General features: G+C 61.5%; 13 protein-coding genes and 1 pseudogene. All 14 read right to left on the bottom strand.

Annotated features, from left to right (window positions below; genetic code table 11):
• Window positions 1-16: 16 nt before the first annotated feature.
• Window positions 17-907 carry a transglutaminase family protein gene (locus PSH76_RS02795; protein ID WP_032893813.1) on the bottom strand — a complete coding sequence of 297 codons (891 nt, stop codon included), beginning with the start codon at window positions 905-907 and terminating at the stop codon, window positions 17-19.
• Window positions 907-3,393 (bottom strand): circularly permuted type 2 ATP-grasp protein, encoded by a 2,487-nt coding sequence (locus PSH76_RS02790; protein ID WP_278916919.1) that lies wholly within the window; start codon window positions 3,391-3,393, stop codon window positions 907-909. Before PSH76_RS02790 ends, PSH76_RS02795 begins: the two co-directional genes overlap by 1 nt.
• A 148-nt stretch (window positions 3,394-3,541) precedes the next feature.
• A complete protein-coding gene (locus PSH76_RS02785; RefSeq protein WP_305493560.1) occupies window positions 3,542-6,832 on the bottom strand; it encodes a DUF2126 domain-containing protein in 3,291 nt (1,096 codons plus the stop codon).
• A gap of 389 nt (window positions 6,833-7,221) precedes the next feature.
• Window positions 7,222-7,338, bottom strand: a pseudogene (locus PSH76_RS02780) (NAD synthetase); the annotation flags it as partial.
• 560 nt (window positions 7,339-7,898) lie between these two features.
• A complete protein-coding gene (locus PSH76_RS02775) occupies window positions 7,899-8,348 on the bottom strand; it encodes a hypothetical protein (RefSeq protein WP_047712445.1) in 450 nt (149 codons plus the stop codon).
• Window positions 8,345-9,277, bottom strand: coding sequence for an NAD synthetase (locus tag PSH76_RS02770; protein ID WP_078802395.1), 933 nt, complete (start codon window positions 9,275-9,277; stop codon window positions 8,345-8,347). Before PSH76_RS02770 ends, PSH76_RS02775 begins: the two co-directional genes overlap by 4 nt.
• Before the next feature lie 222 nt (window positions 9,278-9,499).
• Window positions 9,500-11,803 carry a YgiQ family radical SAM protein gene (locus PSH76_RS02765; RefSeq protein WP_003188080.1) on the bottom strand — a complete coding sequence of 768 codons (2,304 nt, stop codon included), beginning with the start codon at window positions 11,801-11,803 and terminating at the stop codon, window positions 9,500-9,502.
• A 208-nt stretch (window positions 11,804-12,011) separates the two neighbouring features.
• On the bottom strand, window positions 12,012-13,409 hold the full coding sequence (gene dnaB / locus PSH76_RS02760; RefSeq protein WP_003188079.1) for a replicative DNA helicase: 1,398 nt from the start codon (window positions 13,407-13,409) through the stop codon (window positions 12,012-12,014).
• Window positions 13,410-13,519: 110 nt separating this feature from the next.
• Window positions 13,520-13,966: a 50S ribosomal protein L9 gene (gene rplI, locus PSH76_RS02755; RefSeq protein WP_003171376.1), complete on the bottom strand. Its 447-nt coding sequence runs from the start codon at window positions 13,964-13,966 to the stop codon at window positions 13,520-13,522.
• An 18-nt stretch (window positions 13,967-13,984) separates the two neighbouring features.
• Window positions 13,985-14,878: a hypothetical protein gene (locus tag PSH76_RS02750; RefSeq protein ID WP_305493559.1), complete on the bottom strand. Its 894-nt coding sequence runs from the start codon at window positions 14,876-14,878 to the stop codon at window positions 13,985-13,987.
• 36 nt (window positions 14,879-14,914) lie between these two features.
• The gene (rpsR, locus tag PSH76_RS02745; protein ID WP_002551829.1) at window positions 14,915-15,145 is read right to left on the bottom strand and encodes a 30S ribosomal protein S18; all 231 of its coding nucleotides are present in this window, start codon (window positions 15,143-15,145) and stop codon (window positions 14,915-14,917) included.
• Window positions 15,146-15,174: 29 nt separating this feature from the next.
• A complete protein-coding gene (rpsF, locus tag PSH76_RS02740) occupies window positions 15,175-15,591 on the bottom strand; it encodes a 30S ribosomal protein S6 (RefSeq protein ID WP_098949725.1) in 417 nt (138 codons plus the stop codon).
• A 324-nt stretch (window positions 15,592-15,915) separates the two neighbouring features.
• On the bottom strand, window positions 15,916-16,677 hold the full coding sequence (gene rlmB / locus PSH76_RS02735; RefSeq protein WP_003188074.1) for a 23S rRNA (guanosine(2251)-2'-O)-methyltransferase RlmB: 762 nt from the start codon (window positions 16,675-16,677) through the stop codon (window positions 15,916-15,918).
• Complete coding sequence (gene rnr / locus PSH76_RS02730; protein WP_003188072.1) at window positions 16,674-19,301, bottom strand: ribonuclease R; 2,628 nt, start codon at window positions 19,299-19,301, stop codon at window positions 16,674-16,676. Before rnr ends, rlmB begins: the two co-directional genes overlap by 4 nt.
• Window positions 19,302-19,371: the final 70 nt, after the last annotated feature.

The following is a 19,371-nucleotide window of genomic DNA, read 5'->3' as shown; positions in this document are numbered from 1 at the left end:
TGGGAATCATCGTTTTTTATTCCAGCGGCATCACCGTCACCCGCACCTCCGGGTCGTGGCTGCCTCCCCCCAGAATCACCCCCCGCAACGGCGACACATCAGAGAAATCCCGGCCCCAGGCCAGGGTGATGTGCTCCAGCGCCGGCTGCACATTGTTGGTCGGGTCAAAATCCACCCAGCCTGATACCGGGCAAAACACCGAAACCCACGCATGGGAAGCATCGGCGCCGATCAGCCGTGGCTGGCCGGGCGGTGGCTGGGTGAGCAGGTAGCCGCTGATATAGCGCGCCGCCAGGCCACGGGAACGCAGGCAGGCAAGCATCAGGTGAGCGAAGTCCTGGCACACGCCGCGACGGCGCTCCAGCACTTCCACCAGCGGTGTGGCGACCTGGGTGGCTTCGGCATCGAAGGTAAATTCGCTGAAGATCTTCTCCATCAATGCCTGCGTGCCCAGCAGTAAAGGCTCGCCGGGCGGGAAGCAGCTTTCTGAGAACTCGACGAAGGTTTTCTTCAGATGGACATAAGGAGATTCGAAGCGATAACGGCAGGCTTCGATCAGCTCGGCGCTCAAGGCCTGGCTGCTGTAGGTCAGGCTGTCGCGGGTGTGGTCCCAGGGCGGCGAGCGCTGGAAATCCAGAACAGGCCGCGCCAGCACTTCCACGGTGAGCCCGGCGTTCACCAGCAATTCATCATGGGGCCGTTCGAACGCCAGACGGGTGATCGGGTTGCCGAACACGTCCAGTTCGTCGCGGCGCGAGGTGGGTTCCGGGCTGATATCCAACTGCTGCCAGGTGCACTTCTGCCAGGCGCACGGCCGTGGCCACAGGTGCGCCAGTTGCTGGGCCAGGGACACCGGGCTGTCGTAGTGGTAATGGGTATCGTGGAAAATCTGATAGCGCGCGCTCATTACACCGACACCGTTTGCTGGCTGACATCATCCACGTGGGCAAAATGGCGTAGCGCCAGGCGATCCGACACTTGCCCACTTTCATCGGCCACCGCTTGCAGCAAGTCGGCCAGGCCGTCCAGGGCGGCACGCACGCTGGTTTCGCCAAACAGGCCGTTCTCCAGGCAACCCAGGTCAAAATGCGCCAGGCGCTCGACCAACGGCGCCAGCCCGGTTTCACGGGGCACGCCAAAATCATCATTGAGACGGCGCAGGGTGCGGCTCACCAACTTGAGCTGGAACAGCACCGCATGGGGGTTCTGCTCGTCGAGCAGCAGCAGGTCGAGCACCGGGATCAACTGCGGCACCGCCAGGTAGCGCGAGCGATAGGTGATGCTGCTGTTGCCCAGCTCCAGCAACCATTCCAGCCCGGCCTGATCGAACACCGCCACACCACGCAGGAACGCCGCAAGGCTGCTGCTTAGAAACTGCAGACGCTCGATGCGCCGACCCATCATCAAGAAGCGCCAGCCTTCATCGCGAGTCATGTCGTCCAGGGCAAACCCGGACAGCGCCGCCAGGGACATCACCAGGCGGTTGAGAAAGTCGAGCAGCTCGCCAAAGTCCGCAGTGTCGCTTTCCAGCTCCATGGCTTCACGCTGCAGCTCCACCAGGGCCTGCCAGTTTTCCCGGGACAACTTGCCGCGCACCTGGGACGCCGCCCACTGCAAGCGCTGCAAATTGGCGCGCAGGCTTGAAGGCCAGTCATCACCCAGCAAGGCCGCGAGCAGACGCTCCGGCAGCTCGCCCTCTTCCGGCAACAGGCGCAGGCTTTCGCCCAGTTCGACGGCGGCCTGCAGCGCCAGCGGATCATCGCCATCGACATACCGCGCCAGCACCACGCGCAGCCAGCGCGCACTGTCATCGCAGCGCTCGCAGTAACGCCCGAACCAGAACAGGTTTTCCACCACGCGCGAGGGCAGATAGGGATCGCGGCGCACCAGGTCATAGGCGCCAATGGTGCGTTGGGCGCGCCACTGCTCGCCACCCGGCGCGCGTTCGCCGAGCACCCAGGTGTCCTTGCTCGCCCCGCCGCGCTGCATCGACACCACCTCGGCATCGGCGTCGGCCGCCACGCGGGTCAGGCCGCCGGGCAGTACCCGATAACCGTCATCACTGGCCACGGCGTAGACACGCATGCCGATGGCGCGGTGTTGCAGATGGTCATCCACGGTGTGCCAGACCGGCGCCTGAGACAACTGCGCCAGCTCCTGGGCGACATAGGCATAGGGCCGCGCACGCATGCGTTCGGCCAGGGCCTGGCGCTGTTCGTCATCAAGGTCGCGACCAAACACCGGGGCGAAACTTTGCGAGGGGAATGCCGGTTTGATCAGCAGCTCCGGGAGTTTTTCCAGGGCTTCGGCAAGCACCGGCGCTTCGCCGCACCACCAAGTGGCAATCGACGGCAGGATCAAGGCTTCACCGAATAAAAATTCGTTGATCTTGGGCAAAAAGCCCAGCAACCCCGGCGACTCCAGCACACCGCTGCCCAAGGCATTGGCCACCAGCACATTGCCTTGGCGCACGGCATCGAGCAGGCCCGGCACGCCCAGCGCCGAGTCGGTGCGCAGCTCCAGCGGGTCGCAGAAATCATCATCAAGGCGACGCATGATTGCGTGTACCCGGCGCAGGCCGCTGAGGGTTTTCAGGAACACGGTGCTGTCGCGCACGGTGAGGTCGCCGCCCTCGACCAAGGGGTAGCCGAGCTGGCGCGCCAGGTACAGGTGTTCGAAATAGCTTTCGTTGAAACGCCCCGGCGTGAGCAACACGATCAGTGGCGGCTGGTCATCGCCAGGGGCCTGGCGCGCCAGGGTTTCCTGCAACGTGCGAAAGAACCCGGTGAGGTGCTGCACCTGCATATCCCGGTACAAGTCCGGGAAGGCGCGGGATACGATGGTGCGGTTTTCCAGGGCGTAGCCGGCGCCCGACGGGGCTTGGGTGCGGTCGGCGGTGACCCACCAGCGGCCATCCGGGGTGCGTGCCAGGTCGACCGCGTACAGATGCAGGAACGCACCGTCGGGCGGCTGGATACCCTGGCACGGCCACAGAAAATTGTTATGTCCGAATACCAGTTCGGCCGGCAGCAAGCCTTCCTTGATCAGGCGCTGCGGGCCATACAGGTCGGCCAGCACCGCATTGAGCAGGCGCGCACGCTGGGCGATGCCGGCCGACAGTTGCTGCCACTCCTCGGCCGCCAGCACATGGGGCAACAGGTCCAGCTCCCAGGGGCGGTCGGCGCCCTTGGGGTCGGCGTAGACGTTGTAGGTCACGCCGTTTTCCTGGATCTGGCGCGTCAATAACGCCTGGCGCTGGGCCAGTTGTGCGGGCGTGCTGCGTTGCAGGTGATCGAACAAGCGTCGCCAATGGGCACGCACCGCGCCGCTGGCATCCAGCAGTTCGTGATAGGTGCCCGCGGTGAGCGGGTAACGGTCGAGCAAGTCGGACATGGAACGCTCGGCAGAGGCAAGGGAAGTCAAAGTCACCACAGTCTAATGTGGGAGCGGGCTTGCTCGCGAATGCGGCGGGTCAGTCTATGCATATTTCGACTGATACACCGCTTTCGCGAGCAAGCCCGCTCCCACATTTGGATCGCATTCAGTCATTTTTATGGGGAAAGCGTCGCAGGTCCAAGGTCATCGGCAACTCGTCATTAATCACCCGAGCAGGCACTGGCAGCTTGCCCGGGCTATGCCCCAAGCGGAAAAACCGCGCCATGCGCCGACTCTCCGCCTCATTGGCATTCACCGGCAGGCTGTCGTAATTGCGCCCGCCCGGGTGCGCCACGTGGTATTGGCAGCCGCCCAACGAGCGCTGCATCCAGGTGTCGAGCAGGTCAAATACCAGCGGCGCATGCACGGGGATGGTCGGTTGCAGGCAGTTGGCCGGTTGCCAGGCGCGGTAACGCACGCCCGCCACGAACTCGCCGACGCGGCCGGTGGGTTGCAGCGGCACCGGCACACCATTGCAAGTCAGCAGGTAGCGTTGCGGCGGCAACCCGCTCAACTTCACTTGCAGGCGCTCCAGGGACGAATCCACATAGCGCACCGTGCCCCCCACCGCGCCTTCTTCGCCCAGTACATGCCAAGGCTCCAAGGCCTGGCGCAGTTCCAGTTCGATACCGCTGACGGCGTAGTCGCCCACCTTGGGGAAACGGAACTCCAGATGCGCCGCGAACCATTCGGCCCGCAATGGGTAGCCGGCCGCGTTCAGCTCGACGATCACGTCGGCAAAGTCCTGCTCGATAAAGTGCGGCAACAGGAAGCGGTCATGCAACTCAGTGCCCCAACGCGCCAGCTTCGGCGGCGCATAGGGCTCGCGCCAGAACCGCGCGACCAGCGCTCGCAGTAACAACTGCTGAGTCAGGCTCATGCGCGCATGGGGCGGCATTTCAAAGGCGCGCAGTTCCAGCAGGCCCAGGCGGCCCGTGGCGCCGTCGGGTGAGTAGAGCTTGTCGATACAGAATTCGGCGCGATGGGTATTGCCCGTCACGTCGATCAGCAGGTTGCGCAACAGGCGGTCCACCAGCCAAGGCGGGCACTCCTCGCCTGGCTCAGGCATCTGCGCAAAGGCGATCTCCAGTTCATACAGCGCATCGTTGCGCGCCTCATCTACCCTGGGCGCCTGGGAGGTGGGGCCGATAAACAGGCCGGAGAACAAGTAGGACAACGACGGGTGGTTGTGCCAGTAGCTGATCAGGCTGCGCAGCAGGTCCGGTCGGCGCAGGAACGGCGAATCCTTGGGCGTCGCGCCGCCCAGCACGAAGTGGTTACCGCCGCCGGTACCGGTGTGGCGCCCGTCGATCATGAACTTCTCGGTGGTCAGGCGGGTTTGCCGGGCCTCTTCGTAGAGGAATTCGGTGCGCTCCACCAACTCATCCCAGGTGGCGGACGGCTGTACGTTGACCTCGATGACACCAGGGTCTGGCGTGACCCGGAAATTGCTCAGGCGCGTATCCGCTGGCGGCTCGTAGCCTTCGAGCAGTACCGGGCAATGCAGCTCTTCGGCGGTGGCCTCGATGGCGGTCACCAGTTCCAGGTAATCCTCGACGCGCTCCAGCGGCGGCATAAACAGGTACAGGCGCCCTTCGCGGGCTTCGGCGCACAGCGCGGTACGGGTCAGCCAGTCGGCGGACTCGTCCACCTTGGGCACACGCTCATCACTGCGCGCGGGCTCGCCATGGTTTTGCAACTGGGCACTGGTCGGTAGCTCCGGCTGATCCTGGTTAGGGTCGGTCGGGTGCACAAACGGATACTCCGCCGCCGTCACCCAGGGCTGGGAAGCGAGCGGCAGGCGATAGCCCAGCGGCGAATCCCCCGGCACCAGGCGGCAATGGTTGTCGCGCAGGTACCAACGCCCACTCTGCCAGCGGTCATTGGCCGCCGTGCGTGCCAGCGGCAGCACCTGGCCGATGACTTTATCCAGGCCCTGGCTGAACACTTTGCGCAGGCGCTCACGCTCCAGGTCGTCGCTCAAGCGCGGGTCCTGGGCAGTGACGTTCTGGGGCAGCGCCCCTTCGCGCCACAGGTAGTAGAAATTGTCCTCGAACGCCGGGAATACGAAGCGCGCCGGCAGTTTCAGGCGCTCGGCGACGCTGGCCAGGAAACGCCCGGCCATCACCCCATCGGCGCCATAGTCCTCTTGCTCATCGGCGATCAGCGCGCTGTTGTGCCAGATCGGCACGCCATCGCGGCGCCAGTAGCAATTGAGCGACCAGCGCGGCAATTGCTCGCCGGGGTACCACTTGCCTTGGCCGAAATGCACCAGGCCCTTGGGCGCATAGTGCTGGCGCAGGCGCTGGAACAGCTCGGCCGACAGGCGTCGCTTGTCCGGGCCCAGGGCAGCGGTGTTCCACTCGGCGCCGTCGGGGTCGTCGATAGAAACGAAGGTGGGCTCGCCGCCCATGGTCAGGCGTACGTCGTCCTTGAGCAGGTCGCCATCGATCTGCCGGCCCAGGGCCTGGATCGCCAGCCATTGTTCTTCGGTATAGGGCTTGGTCACCCGTGGCGCTTCCCAGATGCGCTCCACCGACATCTCGTGGGTAAATTCGCACTCGCACGGCTCCACCAACCCACTGATCGGCGCGGCGGACGATGGATCGGGACTGCAGGCCAAAGGGATATGCCCTTCACCGGCAAACAACCCGGACGTGGCATCCAGGCCAATCCAGCCCGCGCCAGGCAAATACACTTCACACCAGGCGTGCAGGTCGGTGAAGTCCACCTCGGTACCGGACGGGCCATCGAGGGCTTTGACGTCAGCGGTGAGCTGAATCAGGTAACCGGAGACAAATCGCGCCGCCAACCCGAGGTTGCGCAGCAATTGCACCAACAACCAGGCCGAGTCGCGGCAGGAGCCGGACGCATTTTCCAGCGTGAATTCCGGCGTTTGCACGCCCGGCTCCATGCGAATCAGGTAACCGATATCGGCGGCCAGGCGCTGGTTGAGGCCGACCAGGAAATCCACGGCGGGTAGCGGCGTGCGGTCGATACCCGCCAGGTACGCAGCCAACCTTGGCGTCAGCGGCAAGGTTTCCAGGTACGGCGCCAGCTCGCGCTGCTCATCGGCGGCGTAGCTGAACGGGATATTTTCGGCGTAGGGCTCCAGGAAAAAATCGAACGGATTGAACACCGCCATCTCGGCGACCAGGTCGACTTCGATGCGCAACTCGTCAGTCTTTTCCGGGAACACCAGGCGCGCCAGGTAATTGCCCTGCGGGTCTTGCTGCCAGTTGATGAAATGCTGCTCGGGCAGCACCTTCAGCGCGTAGGACAGTATCCGCGTACGGCTATGGGCCGCCGGGCGTAGCCGCACGATCTGCGGGCCAAGTTCGACAGCACGGTCGTAGCGGTAATGCGTAACGTGGTGCAACGCGACATGAATCGACACGGCGGCCTCCTGCGAGCCAGGGCATAAGCACAACGCGCGCAAGACTTATGCCACAGCAGCAGTCATTGCACTAAAACGTCGGGCCCGGTGCAGTACAGCACCAAAACGGCGCCAACGTTGTGGCTATGGTGCAGGCGCTGCACACATTTGTAGCGCCGGGCTGAGTGCAGGTGGTGAATCTACCCAGTTAACGCGTGGTACGCCTGGTATTCGGGCTTGGCGCAGTTGGCGAATTTGCACAAGTTTTGCCCGCATTTCTCGCTGCCCGCTGCTGTTGAGTACCAGCAGGCCAAACAGCGGGAAAATCAGCGACAGACTATAGAGAACCCTGTGTGGGTTGTACTGAATCATTGATACTCGGTAGTTCCTTGGTCAGCTTGGCCCTCTCTTTCTGCATCGATGGCCGCAAACAGCCGTGGCAAGTTGATCCGGCTCTCGATGCGCTGGCGCGCCATAAACTGAGAGCGGTTGGAATGCATGCCAATGGTGAACAAGGAGTTGCCCATAAGGTTCTTCCTTGAAATTTAGAGTGCCCCGACCGGCCTCATCGCAGCATAGGTATCTACACAACTTTGTAGGCTGTAGCAGCAGACGGTAACTACGATGCGAAGCGAGCCGCTCTTGATCTTGATCTGCTTTTGATCTCAGGCGCCCCGTTAAACCACGCTGGCCGGAATTCGACAGGGATTTGGGGGGTAAACCGGCAGGGATGCCGGTTTAGCCGCCCCGCGCCATGGATGGCGCGTGGCGGCGGCCCCCCAAATCACTGGCGGATTACGGGCACACCGAGCCTAAGCGAGGTGCCGAGTGGTGGGGCAAGAGCCCTTTGGTTACTTTGGGGCTCTTTTCCAAAGTGACCCGCCGTCAGGCGGAACCCTAAGTGGCCGTTACCACAGCAATGGATATGTACACAATCCAACTGTGTTGACTGCAAGGCCGTCTTCGCAGGCAAGCCAGCTCCCACACTTGAAATGCATTCCCCTGTGGGAGCTGGCTTGCCTGCGATAGCAATCTGATGGGCGCCACCCTAACAAACAGGCCACCGACCGCCAATAAACCTACCTAATCAACGGGCCTTGCGTTGCGCAATCGCCGCCCGACGCAGGTGACGTATTTCGAGTAATCGCTGGCGCATTTCACGATGGCGCTTGCTGTTGAGCAGCAACAAACCCAGCAGCGGAAACAACACCGCCGAGCCGTACACCAGGGTGTTGAGGCCGTATTGAATCATCGGCAAGACGAACAGCAGGCAACACACCAGGTAGCCCGCCACCAGCCGGGTCGCCCAGGGGTACCCGCGTGCAATCATCACATTGCCAAACACCAGCACCGCCACCAGCACCAGGATTGCAGCCCCGGAGTAGTTGGCCTTGAGCGCCGGTTCAACCCCGCGCAAATAGGTCACGCCCGCCGTGGAGACCGCCACTGAGCCGGAAAAGATCGCCATGAAGATGGTGCCCATGAACACCGGAAAATAACGCGCAAGGAAACTGCGCCTATCGGGAAACCCCTTCATTCCGTCAGTTCCTCATACAGGCCAATGGCAAGCGTCGACGCCGAGCCGACGTGGCCGGTTCGATAGCTGCCCCAGATACCCAACATGCCGCCCAAGGCGTCCTTGAGTTGGGTGAGCGTGGCATGGCGGATTTCCGTCGAGCTGTAGCGCTTGGGCAACGTGCCGGCGCGCTGCTGCAACTTGAGCAACTTGGGGGTCAGGCTCGGGTCTTTGAGGCTGAGCAATTCCTGGGTCAATTTCTTGCGTTCCTGGCGATTCAAGCCCTTGAGCAACTCATACCAGCTCTTGCCCAACGCAGCGGCCTTTTTGGCCTTGAGCAGCCTTAATGTGGTGAAGGCACCCGTTCCGATCCCCACCAACGACGCGGCATCGAGAATCGGTGACACCGCGCCGTACCACTGGGCGTCGTCCATGCGGTCGTTGGCCTCCGGGTCAAGGATCTCGTTATAGGTACGGGCCACGCCAAATCCGCACTGAGCACTGCTGGCCAGCGCGGCCGTGACGCCAATACCCACCACAAAAGCACTGGCACCGGCGGTGAAGGGTACGGCGACGCTGCCACTGAACACCACGATCCAGCCAATGACTGCCGCCCCGCAGGAAAGGCCCATATCAAAGGCCTCCTTCTGGAGGCGCCCTTCACGGGGGTCGGTCTTCACCTGCTCGACAAACTGCGCCGGCGAGATGTACTTCTGCGCCTCGCGCAAAATGACACGCTTGGGCTTGATGCTGCAGATGGGCTTGAATTCGCGCAGGGTGATTACGTTGAAGTCGGCGTCGATGTACACCACGCCAGCACCGACGATGCTGGGGTCGGCGTCGATGACGGCGAACAGCCGTGGCAGGTTGATCTGGCTTTCAATGCGCTGGCGCGCCATGAATTGGGAGCGGTTGGAGTCCATGCCGATGTTGAGCAAGGGGTTGCCCATGGAGAGATTCTTCCTTGAAATAGGTGGTAACTGGACTGGCGCTTTCGCGAGCAAGCCCGCTCCCACATTTGAACCCTTTTCCAAGGATGTACTCGCTCAAAATGTGGGAGCGGGCTTGCTCGCGATAGCAATCTAATGGGCGCCACCTTACCAAACAGACTCAGCACCGACCAGAAAGCAAAACGCCAGCACGAGGCTGGCGTTTTGCATTTCAGGCGTCGATCAACGCGGCACTACCGGCTTGCGCGTAGGCTTGCCGCCCTTGCCCTTGGCCGCATCACTGCGCTCTTTGGCCGCCTGCTTGTTGCGCGCCTGGGCCGCAGCCTTGGCTTGCTCGCGTTTGTCCCACGGGTTGCTGCCGTCGCTGCCACGAGGCGGCAGGCCGGTGTGCTGGGTGAGGATCTTGGTGGTGGTTTCCTTGGCGACCTTATGGCTGCCCGCCGGCGTCGAGTTCTTGCGTCGGGCGCTCTGGTAGCTGTCGGTGGACGGCTGGTGTAGCGGGATCAACTGGTCCTTGCCCGATCCGATCAGGTCGGCACGGCCCATGCGGGTCAATGCTTCACGCAGCATCGGCCAGCCCTTCGGGTCGTGGTAACGCAGGAACGCCTTGTGCAGGCGGCGCTGCTCCTCGCTCTTGACGATGGTTACCGCGTCGCTCTTGTAGGTGACTTTGCGCAGCGGGTTCTTGCCCGAGTGGTACATCGCGGTGGCGGTGGCCATCGGCGACGGGTAGAACGCCTGCACCTGGTCGGCGCGAAAGCCATTGCCCTTGAGCCACAGGGCCAGGTTCATCATGTCTTCATCGGTGGTGCCCGGGTGAGCAGCGATGAAGTACGGGATCAGGTACTGCTCCTTGCCCGCTTCCTTGGTGTACTTCTCGAACATGCGCTTGAACTTGTCATAGCTGCCAATGCCCGGCTTCATCATCTGGTTGAGCGGACCTTCCTCGGTGTGTTCCGGGGCGATCTTGAGGTAGCCACCGACGTGGTGGGTGACCAGCTCTTTGACGTATTCCGGCGACTCGACGGCCAGGTCGTAGCGCAGGCCAGAAGCGATCAGGATCTTCTTCACACCCGGCAACGCACGGGCACTGCGGTACAGCTGGATCAACGACGAGTGGTCGGTGTTCAGGTTCGGGCAGATGCCAGGGAACACGCACGATGGCTTGCGGCACGCGGATTCGATCTCCGGGCTCTTGCAGGCGATGCGGTACATGTTGGCGGTCGGGCCGCCGAGGTCGGAGATCACGCCGGTGAAGCCCGGCACTTTGTCGCGGATCTCTTCGATTTCGCGAATGATCGACTCTTCGGACCGGTTCTGGATGATGCGGCCTTCGTGCTCGGTGATCGAGCAGAAGGTGCAGCCGCCGAAGCAGCCACGCATGATGTTCACCGAGAAACGGATCATGTCGTAGGCCGGGATCTTCTCCTTGCCATACGCTGGGTGCGGTACGCGGGCGTAGGGCATGCCGAACACGTAGTCCATTTCTTCGGTGGTCATGGGAATGGGCGGCGGGTTGAACCACACGTCCACTTCACCGTGCTTCTGCACCAGGGCGCGGGCGTTGCCTGGGTTGGTTTCCAGGTGCAACACGCGGTTGGCGTGGGCATAGAGCACCGCGTCGCCGCGGACTTTTTCCACCGAGGGCAGGCGGATCACAGTTTTGTCACGGGTCATGCGCGGGCTGGCCAGGATCTGCACAACCTTGGCTTCTTCCGGATCGTCCACCGGGCCTTTTTCTTGCTCAATGGCGCAGGCCTGGGTGTCCTGGGTATTCACGTACGGGTTGATGATCTTGTCGATCTTGCCCGGACGGTCGATGCGCGTGGAATCCACTTCGTACCAACCGGCTGGGGTATCGCGGCGGATGAACGCGGTGCCACGCACATCGGTGATGTCTTCGATCTTGTGGCCCCACGACAGGCGCTGGGCAACCTCGACGATGGCCCGCTCGGCGTTGCCGTACAGCAGGATATCGGCGGTGGCGTCGATCAGGATCGAGTTGCGCACGCGGTCTTGCCAGTAGTCGTAGTGGGCGATGCGGCGCAGGGAAGCTTCGATGCCGCCGAGTACAATCGGCACGTTCTTGTAGGCTTCCTTGCAACGCTGGCTGTACACCAGGCTCGCACGGTCCGGGCGTTTGCCGGCCATACCGCCAGGGGTGTAGGCGTCGTCGGAGCGGATTTTCTTGTCGGCGGTGTAGCGGTTGATCATCGAGTCCATGTTGCCGGCCGCGACGCCGAAGAACAGGTTTGGCTCGCCGAGCTTCATGAAGTCGTCTTTGGACTGCCAGTTCGGTTGCGCGATGATCCCGACGCGAAAGCCCTGGGACTCCAGCAGCCGGCCGATGATCGCCATACCGAACGAGGGGTGGTCAACATAGGCATCACCGGTGACGATGATGATGTCGCACGAATCCCAGCCAAGCTGATCCATCTCCTCCCTGCTCATCGGCAGGAATGGCGCAGGACCGAAACATTCGGCCCAGTACTTGGGATAGTCAAATAACGGCTTGGCTGTTTGCATGACGGTGACCGGTGTGAAGATGAAAAATCGCGGGCGCGGAATATAGCACAAAATTTGACCAATTCCGACGACAGTAGTCGGAATTGTGGTGACCCTGAATTGTGAACCCATTCAAATGTGGGAGCGGGCTTGCTCGCGAAGGCGGTGTGTCAGTCAATACACCTGCTGACCGATCCACCGCCTTCGCGAGCAAGCCCGCTCCCACAAACTACTCGTCGTCGTCGAAGTTGTAGCTACCCGGCGCCAGGTTCTCGAAACGCGTGTACTTGCCGATGAACGCCAAACGGATAAACCCGATCGGGCCGTTCCGCTGTTTACCGATGATGATTTCGGCAATGCCTTTGTGCTCCGTCTCAGGGTGGTACACCTCGTCGCGGTACACGAACATGATCACGTCGGCGTCCTGCTCGATCGCTCCGGATTCCCGCAAGTCGGAGTTCACCGGACGCTTGTTGGGACGTTGTTCCAGGGAACGGTTGAGCTGGGACAACGCCACCACCGGGCAGTTGAATTCCTTGGCCAGCGCCTTCAGGGAACGGGAGATTTCAGAAATCTCGTTCGTACGGTTATCGCCGCTGGAACCGGGAATCTGCATCAACTGCAGGTAGTCGATCATGATCAGGGCGATATCGCCATGCTCACGCACCAGGCGGCGGGTACGTGCGCGCATTTCGGACGGGCTGATACCCGCGGTGTCATCGATGAACAGCTTACGGTCGTTGAGCAGGTTGACCGCCGAGGTCAGGCGCGGCCAGTCGTCGTCTTCCAACTGACCGGAACGCACCTTGGTCTGGTCGATACGGCCCAGGGAGGAAAGCATACGCATGATCAGCGATTCGCCTGGCATCTCGAGGGAGTACACCAGCACCGCCTTGTCGCTGCGCAACACGGCGTTTTCCACCAGGTTCATCGCGAAGGTGGTCTTACCCATGGACGGACGGCCGGCGACGATGATCAAGTCGGACGGCTGCAGGCCGCTGGTCTTTTCGTCGAGGTCGGTGTAACCGGTGGAAATACCGGTAATCGCGGCATCGGTGTTGAACAAGGTGTCGATGCGGTCGATGGCCTTGGTCAGCAGGTCGTTGACGCTGACCGGCCCGCCGGTTTTCGGGCGGGCTTCGGCGATCTGGAAGATCTGGCGCTCGGCTTCGTCAAGGATCTCGGCGGCGGTGCGGCCTTCGGGGTTGAAGGCGCTGTCGGCGATTTCGGTGCTGATGCCGATCAACTGGCGCAGCGTGGCCCGCTCGCGGACGATCTGGGCATAGGCCTTGATGTTGGCGACGGACGGCGTGTTTTTTGCCAGCTCACCGAGGTAGCCCAGGCCGCCCACTTGGGAGGTCTGGCCTTCCTTGTCCAGCTGCTCGGCCAGGGTGACCACGTCGATCGGTGAGTTCTGGTCGGCCAGCTTGGCGATGGCGCGGAAGATCAGGCGGTGGTCATGGCGATAGAAATCACCGTCCGAGACTTGATCCAGCACGCGTTCCCAGGCGTTGTTGTCCAGCATCAAGCCACCGAGCACGGCCTGTTCGGCCTCGATGGAATGCGGCGGCACCTTCAGGGCAGCGGTTTGCAGATCGTATTGCTCAGGAGCGGAGATTTCGTTCATGGCCACTTGGAATTTGGGGTGTGTAGAAAAACAAAAGGCACGACCTGTAAACAGGATCGTGCCCGATGTTAACCGGCTGACACGCGAGGTGCCAGTCAGTTAGGTGCGACTTAAGCTGCTACCACGACAACGCGTACGGTGGCTTCAACTTCGGCGTGCAGGTGCACGGCTACGTCGAATTCGCCTACGTTGCGGATGGTGCCGTTCGGCAGACGAACTTCGCTCTTCTGCACTTCAACGCCGGAGGCGGTCAGTGCATCAGCGATGTCGTGGGTGCCGATCGAACCGAACAGCTTGCCTTCGTCACCAGCGGTGGCAGTGATAGTCACTTCCAGCTCAGCCAGTTGGGCAGCGCGAGTTTCGGCCGACGCTTTTTTGTCTGCTGCGGCTTTTTCCAGCTCAGCACGACGCTCTTCAAACGCAGCCAGGTTGGCAGCGGTTGCAGCGGTGGCTTTGCCGTATGGCAGCAGGTAGTTACGACCGTAGCCGGCCTTAACGTTCACTTTGTCGCCCAGGTTGCCCAGGTTGGCGACTTTTTCCAGAAGGATCAGTTGCATGTGAAAATCCTCTAACTTTTAACCTTCACCGTTCGCGTTATCGGCGTCTTTCGACGCCAGACGACCGCGAAAATCAATCAGGCTGTCAACAATGGCCAAGACCACGAGTAACGGATAGATCAGCTGCATGAACAGCACCAGCGTGACGTACAACCCCACCAGCCAAAACTTGGCCAGTCGCTTTTGCGCAGCAAGCCCATGAATCAGGGCCAGCCCGGCAAACACCAGCGGTACGCTGCAAATCGGCGCCAGCAAGGCCATCTGTGGGCCGAAGTTCGGCCCGACAACCATGCACGCCAGCAGCAACATCGCCGGCCCCGCTGGGATTCTGATACTGCGAAACTCGCGACCAAAACCACCCGGGTTGTACAACAACGCCTGCCAATAACGCCCAAGAATCAGGCTCAGCACGCTGACGACCTGCAACAAAGCCGCAATCAGGCCGGTCAGGACCGGAGCAATCAGTGACGCAAACCGCGCTCGCTCATCTACCGACAACTGCTGGTAGAGATCCCCGAGGGCCAACGGCAGGATCTTGACGATCTCCTGCGCCAGCGCCTCGATTTGCGGGCGGAAAGCCGCGCCAAGCATCACTGAGTACACCACCCCCAATGCCACGCTGACCAGCAGCGTACGGACCCAGGACTCACTTGCGCGCAAAACCAACGCAAGGCTCGATGACCCCAGCAGTACCAGAAGTACCCGTGGATCACCCATTTGCAGCCACCAGATCAAGGCCGGCAACAAACCCAGGGCAAGAACGCCAAGGGCGTCCTTCAAACCGCGCCGCAGCAGCACAAGGCAACCTGCGGCAGCACCCAACCAATAAAGCAACGGCAATGCCGCACATCCAGCCACTACCAGAGTGGCCTGCACGCGACCGCGCATGATGAACTCAGCTAAGGCGCGCATGCATTCAATCCCTTACTACTTGTCGACTGCCCGGTCTCAGCGGCCGTGGCTGTCGGTGTAGGCCAGCAGGGCCAGGAAGCGGGCGCGCTTGATAGCGGTGGCCAGCTGACGCTGATAACGTGCTTTGGTACCGGTGATACGGCTTGGAACGATTTTGCCGGTCTCGGATACGTAGGCTTTCAGAGTGTTGAGATCTTTGTAATCGATCTCTTTCACGTCTTCAGCGGTGAAGCGGCAAAATTTACGACGACGGAAGAAACGTGCCATTTGATAGGCTCCTTAATAAGGTCCGTGGATTACTCGTCAGCGTTATCGCTGCTGTCACTGTCATCAGCGCTATCATCAGCACCTTCTTCAGGACGGTCGCGACGCTCACGGCGCTCACTGCGGTTTTCTTCAGCCTTGAGCATCTCGGATTGGCCGGTAACGGCTTCTTCGCGACGGATGACCAGGTTACGGATCACTGCATCGTTGTAGCGGAAGTTGTCTTCCAGCTCGGCCAGGGCCTTGCCAGTGCACTCAACGTTCAGCATCACGTAGTGAGCCTTGTGAACATTGTTGATTGCATAGGCCAGTTGACGACGGCCCCAATCTTCCAGACGGTGGATTTTGCCGCCGTCTTCTTCGATCAGCTTGGTGTAACGCTCAACCATGCCGCCGACTTGCTCGCTTTGATCCGGGTGGACCAAAAAGATGATTTCGTAATGACGCATGAATGCTCCTTACGGGTTGTAGCCTGCCGCTCAAAAACGGTCAGACAAGGAGTGAATGACACTTATGGATCTTGCCGCAGGGGAGGCACATCGGTGCCTGCCAGGAAGGCAAGGGGCGCAATTGTAGAGAAGGGGGAGAAGCGGCGCAAGGTAATTGGTGATTATTTGAACAACCCCAAGCACCACAAAAACAAATGTAGGAGCGAGCTTGCTCGCGAAAAAATCACAGACACCGCGCTCATTCAGGAAACCCGCGTTATCGTTGACGTTTTTCGCGAGCAAGCTCGCTCCTACATTAAGATTGAGGCATGCCCCACACTGCAATTACTTCTTGGGCTTGGCCTTAGCCTTGGCACCACGCTGACGCTGGGCTTCAAACAGGCAAACACCCGTCGCAACCGACACATTGAGGCTGCTGACGCTACCGGCCATCGGCAGGTGTACCAGGTAATCGCAATGCTCACGGGTCAGACGACGCATGCCTTTGCCTTCGGCGCCCATGATCAGGATAGTCGGGCCGGTGAGGTCCTGGTCATAGATGCTGACCTCGGCCTCCCCCGCCGTGCCCACGACCCACAGGCCGCGTTGCTGGAGCTTCTCCAGGGTACGCGCGAGGTTGGTCACGGCCACCAGCGGAATCACTTCCGCCGCACCGCAGGCGACCTTGCGCACTACCGGCGTCAGGGTCGCGGACTTGTCCTTGGGCACGATCACGGCCAGCGCACCGGCAGCATCCGCCGAGCGCAGGCAGGCGCCGAGGTTGTGCGGGTCGGTCACGCCGTCCAGCACCAAGAGCAACGGTGCGCCTTCGGTACGATCGAGCAGCTCGTCGAGCATCGCCTCGCCCCACACCTGGCTCGGGCTGACGTCGGCCACCACGCCCTGGTGAACGCCTTCGACCCACACGTCCATTTCACGACGTTCGGCCTGGCCGATGGCAACCTTGTTTTGCGTAGCCAACTCGACCAGCGCCTGTACGCGCGGCTCGCTGCGACCTTCGGCCAACCACACCTGCTTAACGCGCTTGGGGTGGTGACGCAGCAGTGCTTCTACGGCGTGCACGCCGTAGATTTTTTCCAGACTCATGACTTGGCCTTAGGTTTGCGCGACCCGCCGCTTTTTGCGGGAGCCGAACCCGCTTTTGGCGGGCCTTTACGGTGTTTACTTGGCTTGCTCGACGGTTTTTCCGCCCCTTGGGACTTTCCCCCAGACGCCGCTTTACCACCGCTCTTGGCTTCGTTGAGCAACTGCTGCTTCAACTCGCGGCTCTTGCGCAGCTCGGCGTTTTTCGCCGCGGCGTCGCTTGGGCGGTAGGCTTCAGGGGCCTTGTCCTTGGCGGAAGAACGACGACCAGCCTTGGCAGGTGCAGGCTCAGCCGTGGTTTTCGCCGCGGCCGTTTTGCCTTTGGACGCAGGCGCTGTGGTTTCACCACGCTTTTTGCGACCCGCAGGCTCAGCCGGTTTATCAGGCATGCCGAAGTCGATCTTGCGCTCGTCGAGGTCGACACGCATGACCTGCACTTCAACGGTATCGCCCAGGCGGAAGCTGCGACCGGTGCGCTCGCCCGCCAGGCGGTGATGCACAGGATCGAAGTGGTAGTAGTCACCCGGCAATGCGGTGACGTGCACCAGGCCCTCGACGTAGATGTCGGTCAGCTCGACGAACAGGCCAAAACCGGTCACGGCGGTGATCACACCCGGGAACGACTCGCCCACGCGATCCTTCATGAACTCGCATTTGAGCCAGTTCACCACGTCGCGGGTGGCTTCGTCAGCGCGGCGCTCGCTCATGGAGCACTGCTCGCCCAGCTGTTCCAGGGCCGCTTCGTCGTACGGGTAGATCCGTGCCTTCGGAATGGTCATGGCACCGGCGCGCTTGACGTGCGGGGTGTTCTGCTTGGAATGGATCACGCTGCGGATCGCCCGGTGCGTGAGCAAGTCCGGGTAACGACGAATCGGCGAAGTGAAGTGGGTGTACGCCTCGTAATTCAGGCCGAAGTGGCCCTGGTTATCGGCGCTGTACACCGCCTGGCTCAGCGAGCGCAGCATCACGGTCTGGATCACGTGGTAATCCGGACGGTCTTTGATGCTGGCCAGCAGGGCCTGGTAATCCTTCGGCGTCGGGCCGTCCTTGCCTTTGTGCAGGGACAGGCCGAGTTCGCCGAGGAAAGCACGCAGTTTTTCCAGGCGCTCCGGCGGCGGGCCGTCGTGCACACGGTACAACGCAGGAATTTCGTGCTTCTTGAGGAACTCGGCAGTGGCCACGTTGGCCGCCAGCATGCATTCCTCGATCAGCTTGTGCGCGTCGTTGCGAGTGGTCGGGGTGATCGCCGCAATCTTGCGCTCGGAGCCGAAGACAATCCGGGTTTCCTGGGTTTCAAAATCGATCGCGCCACGGGTATGGCGAGCGCCCAGCAACACCTTGTACAGCGAGTAAAGCTGCTTGAGGTGCGGTACCACGCCAGCGTATTCGGTACGCAGGGCCTTGGCTTCGCTGGTCTTCGGTGTTTCCAGGATGGTGCTGACCTTGTTGTAGGTCAGGCGCGCCTGGGAGTGGATCACCGCTTCGTAGAATTGGTAGTCGGTCATTTCGCCGGTTTTGGAGATGGTCATCTCGCACACCATGGCCAAACGGTCGACTTTCGGGTTCAGGGAGCACAGGCCGTTGGACAGCTGCTCAGGCAGCATCGGGATCACGCGCTCAGGGAAATACACGGAGTTGCCGCGCACCTGGGCTTCGTTATCCAGGGCCGAACCGATCTTCACGTAGCTGGAGACGTCGGCAATCGCCACGTACAACTTCCAACCGCCGGAGAACAGGCGCAGCTTGCCTGGCTTGGCTTCGCAGTACACCGCATCGTCGAAGTCGCGTGCATCTTCGCCGTCAATGGTGACGAACGGCAGATGGCGCAGGTCGATGCGTTTTTCTTTGTCTTTCTCTTCGACTTCCGGCTTGAGCTTGGCGGCTTCTTTGAGCACAGCCTCAGGCCAGACGTGAGGAATATCGTAGGTGCGCAAGGCAACATCGATTTCCATGCCCGGCGCCATGTAGTTGCCGACCACTTCAACGATATCGCCCTGGGGCTGGAAGCGCGCCGTTGGCCAGTGGGTGATTTTCACCTCGACGAACTGGCCGACCTTGGCTGCGCCATTGCGGCCCGGGGTAATCAGCACTTCCTGCTGCACCTTCGGGTTATCCGGCACAACGAAGCCGATGCCGCCTTCTTCGAAGTAACGGCCGACGATGGACTCGTGGGCACGGGACACCACTTCGACGATCACGCCTTCGCGGCGGCCGCGGCGGTCCAGGCCAGAAACCCGCGCCAGGGCACGGTCGCCATCGAACACCAGGCGCATTTGCGCAGGGCTCATGAACAGGTCGTCGCTGCCGTCGTCCGGGATCAGGAAGCCGAAGCCATCACGGTGGCCGGCAATGCGACCCAGGATCAGGTCCAGCTTGTCGACCGGCGCGTAAGTGCCACGACGGGTGTAGATCAATTGAGCATCGCGCTCCATCGCACGCAGACGGCGGCGCAGGGCTTCGAGCTGGTCTTCGGTGGTCAGACCGAATTCTTCAACCAACTGCTCGCGGCTAGCAGGCGAACCACGATCGGCGAGGTGCGCCAGGATCAGTTCGCGGCTAGGAATAGGGTTTTCATATTTTTCCGCTTCACGAGCGGCCTCGGGATCGAGGGACTGCCAATCGGCCATTAGAGAGTTTTCACCTTGTCTATATGCGGGTTAGTTTGGCATACGCGTATTGAAACGGGAAATTTCAGGT

The sequence above is a fragment of the Pseudomonas sp. FP215 genome, from assembly GCF_030687795.1.
Taxonomy (GTDB): domain Bacteria; phylum Pseudomonadota; class Gammaproteobacteria; order Pseudomonadales; family Pseudomonadaceae; genus Aquipseudomonas; species Aquipseudomonas salmasensis.
This window is presented reverse-complemented; position numbering and strand designations above follow the sequence as displayed.

What these genes read in the sequence shown, in the direction of transcription:
- PSH76_RS02795 (WP_032893813.1), bottom strand. Translation starts at nt 907, where the DNA reads ATGAGCGCGCGCTATCAGATTTTCCACGATACCCATTACCACTACGAC.
- PSH76_RS02790 (WP_278916919.1), bottom strand. Translation starts at nt 3,393, where the DNA reads ATGTCCGACTTGCTCGACCGTTACCCGCTCACCGCGGGCACCTATCAC.
- PSH76_RS02775 (WP_047712445.1), bottom strand. Translation starts at nt 8,348, where the DNA reads ATGAAGGGGTTTCCCGATAGGCGCAGTTTCCTTGCGCGTTATTTTCCG.
- PSH76_RS02770 (WP_078802395.1), bottom strand. Translation starts at nt 9,277, where the DNA reads ATGGGCAACCCCTTGCTCAACATCGGCATGGACTCCAACCGCTCCCAA.
- PSH76_RS02765 (WP_003188080.1), bottom strand. Translation starts at nt 11,803, where the DNA reads ATGCAAACAGCCAAGCCGTTATTTGACTATCCCAAGTACTGGGCCGAA.
- dnaB (WP_003188079.1), bottom strand. Translation starts at nt 13,409, where the DNA reads ATGAACGAAATCTCCGCTCCTGAGCAATACGATCTGCAAACCGCTGCC.
- rplI (WP_003171376.1), bottom strand. Translation starts at nt 13,966, where the DNA reads ATGCAACTGATCCTTCTGGAAAAAGTCGCCAACCTGGGCAACCTGGGC.
- PSH76_RS02750 (WP_305493559.1), bottom strand. Translation starts at nt 14,878, where the DNA reads ATGCGCGCCTTAGCTGAGTTCATCATGCGCGGTCGCGTGCAGGCCACT.
- rpsR (WP_002551829.1), bottom strand. Translation starts at nt 15,145, where the DNA reads ATGGCACGTTTCTTCCGTCGTCGTAAATTTTGCCGCTTCACCGCTGAA.
- rpsF (WP_098949725.1), bottom strand. Translation starts at nt 15,591, where the DNA reads ATGCGTCATTACGAAATCATCTTTTTGGTCCACCCGGATCAAAGCGAG.
- rlmB (WP_003188074.1), bottom strand. Translation starts at nt 16,677, where the DNA reads ATGAGTCTGGAAAAAATCTACGGCGTGCACGCCGTAGAAGCACTGCTG.
- rnr (WP_003188072.1), bottom strand. Translation starts at nt 19,301, where the DNA reads ATGGCCGATTGGCAGTCCCTCGATCCCGAGGCCGCTCGTGAAGCGGAA.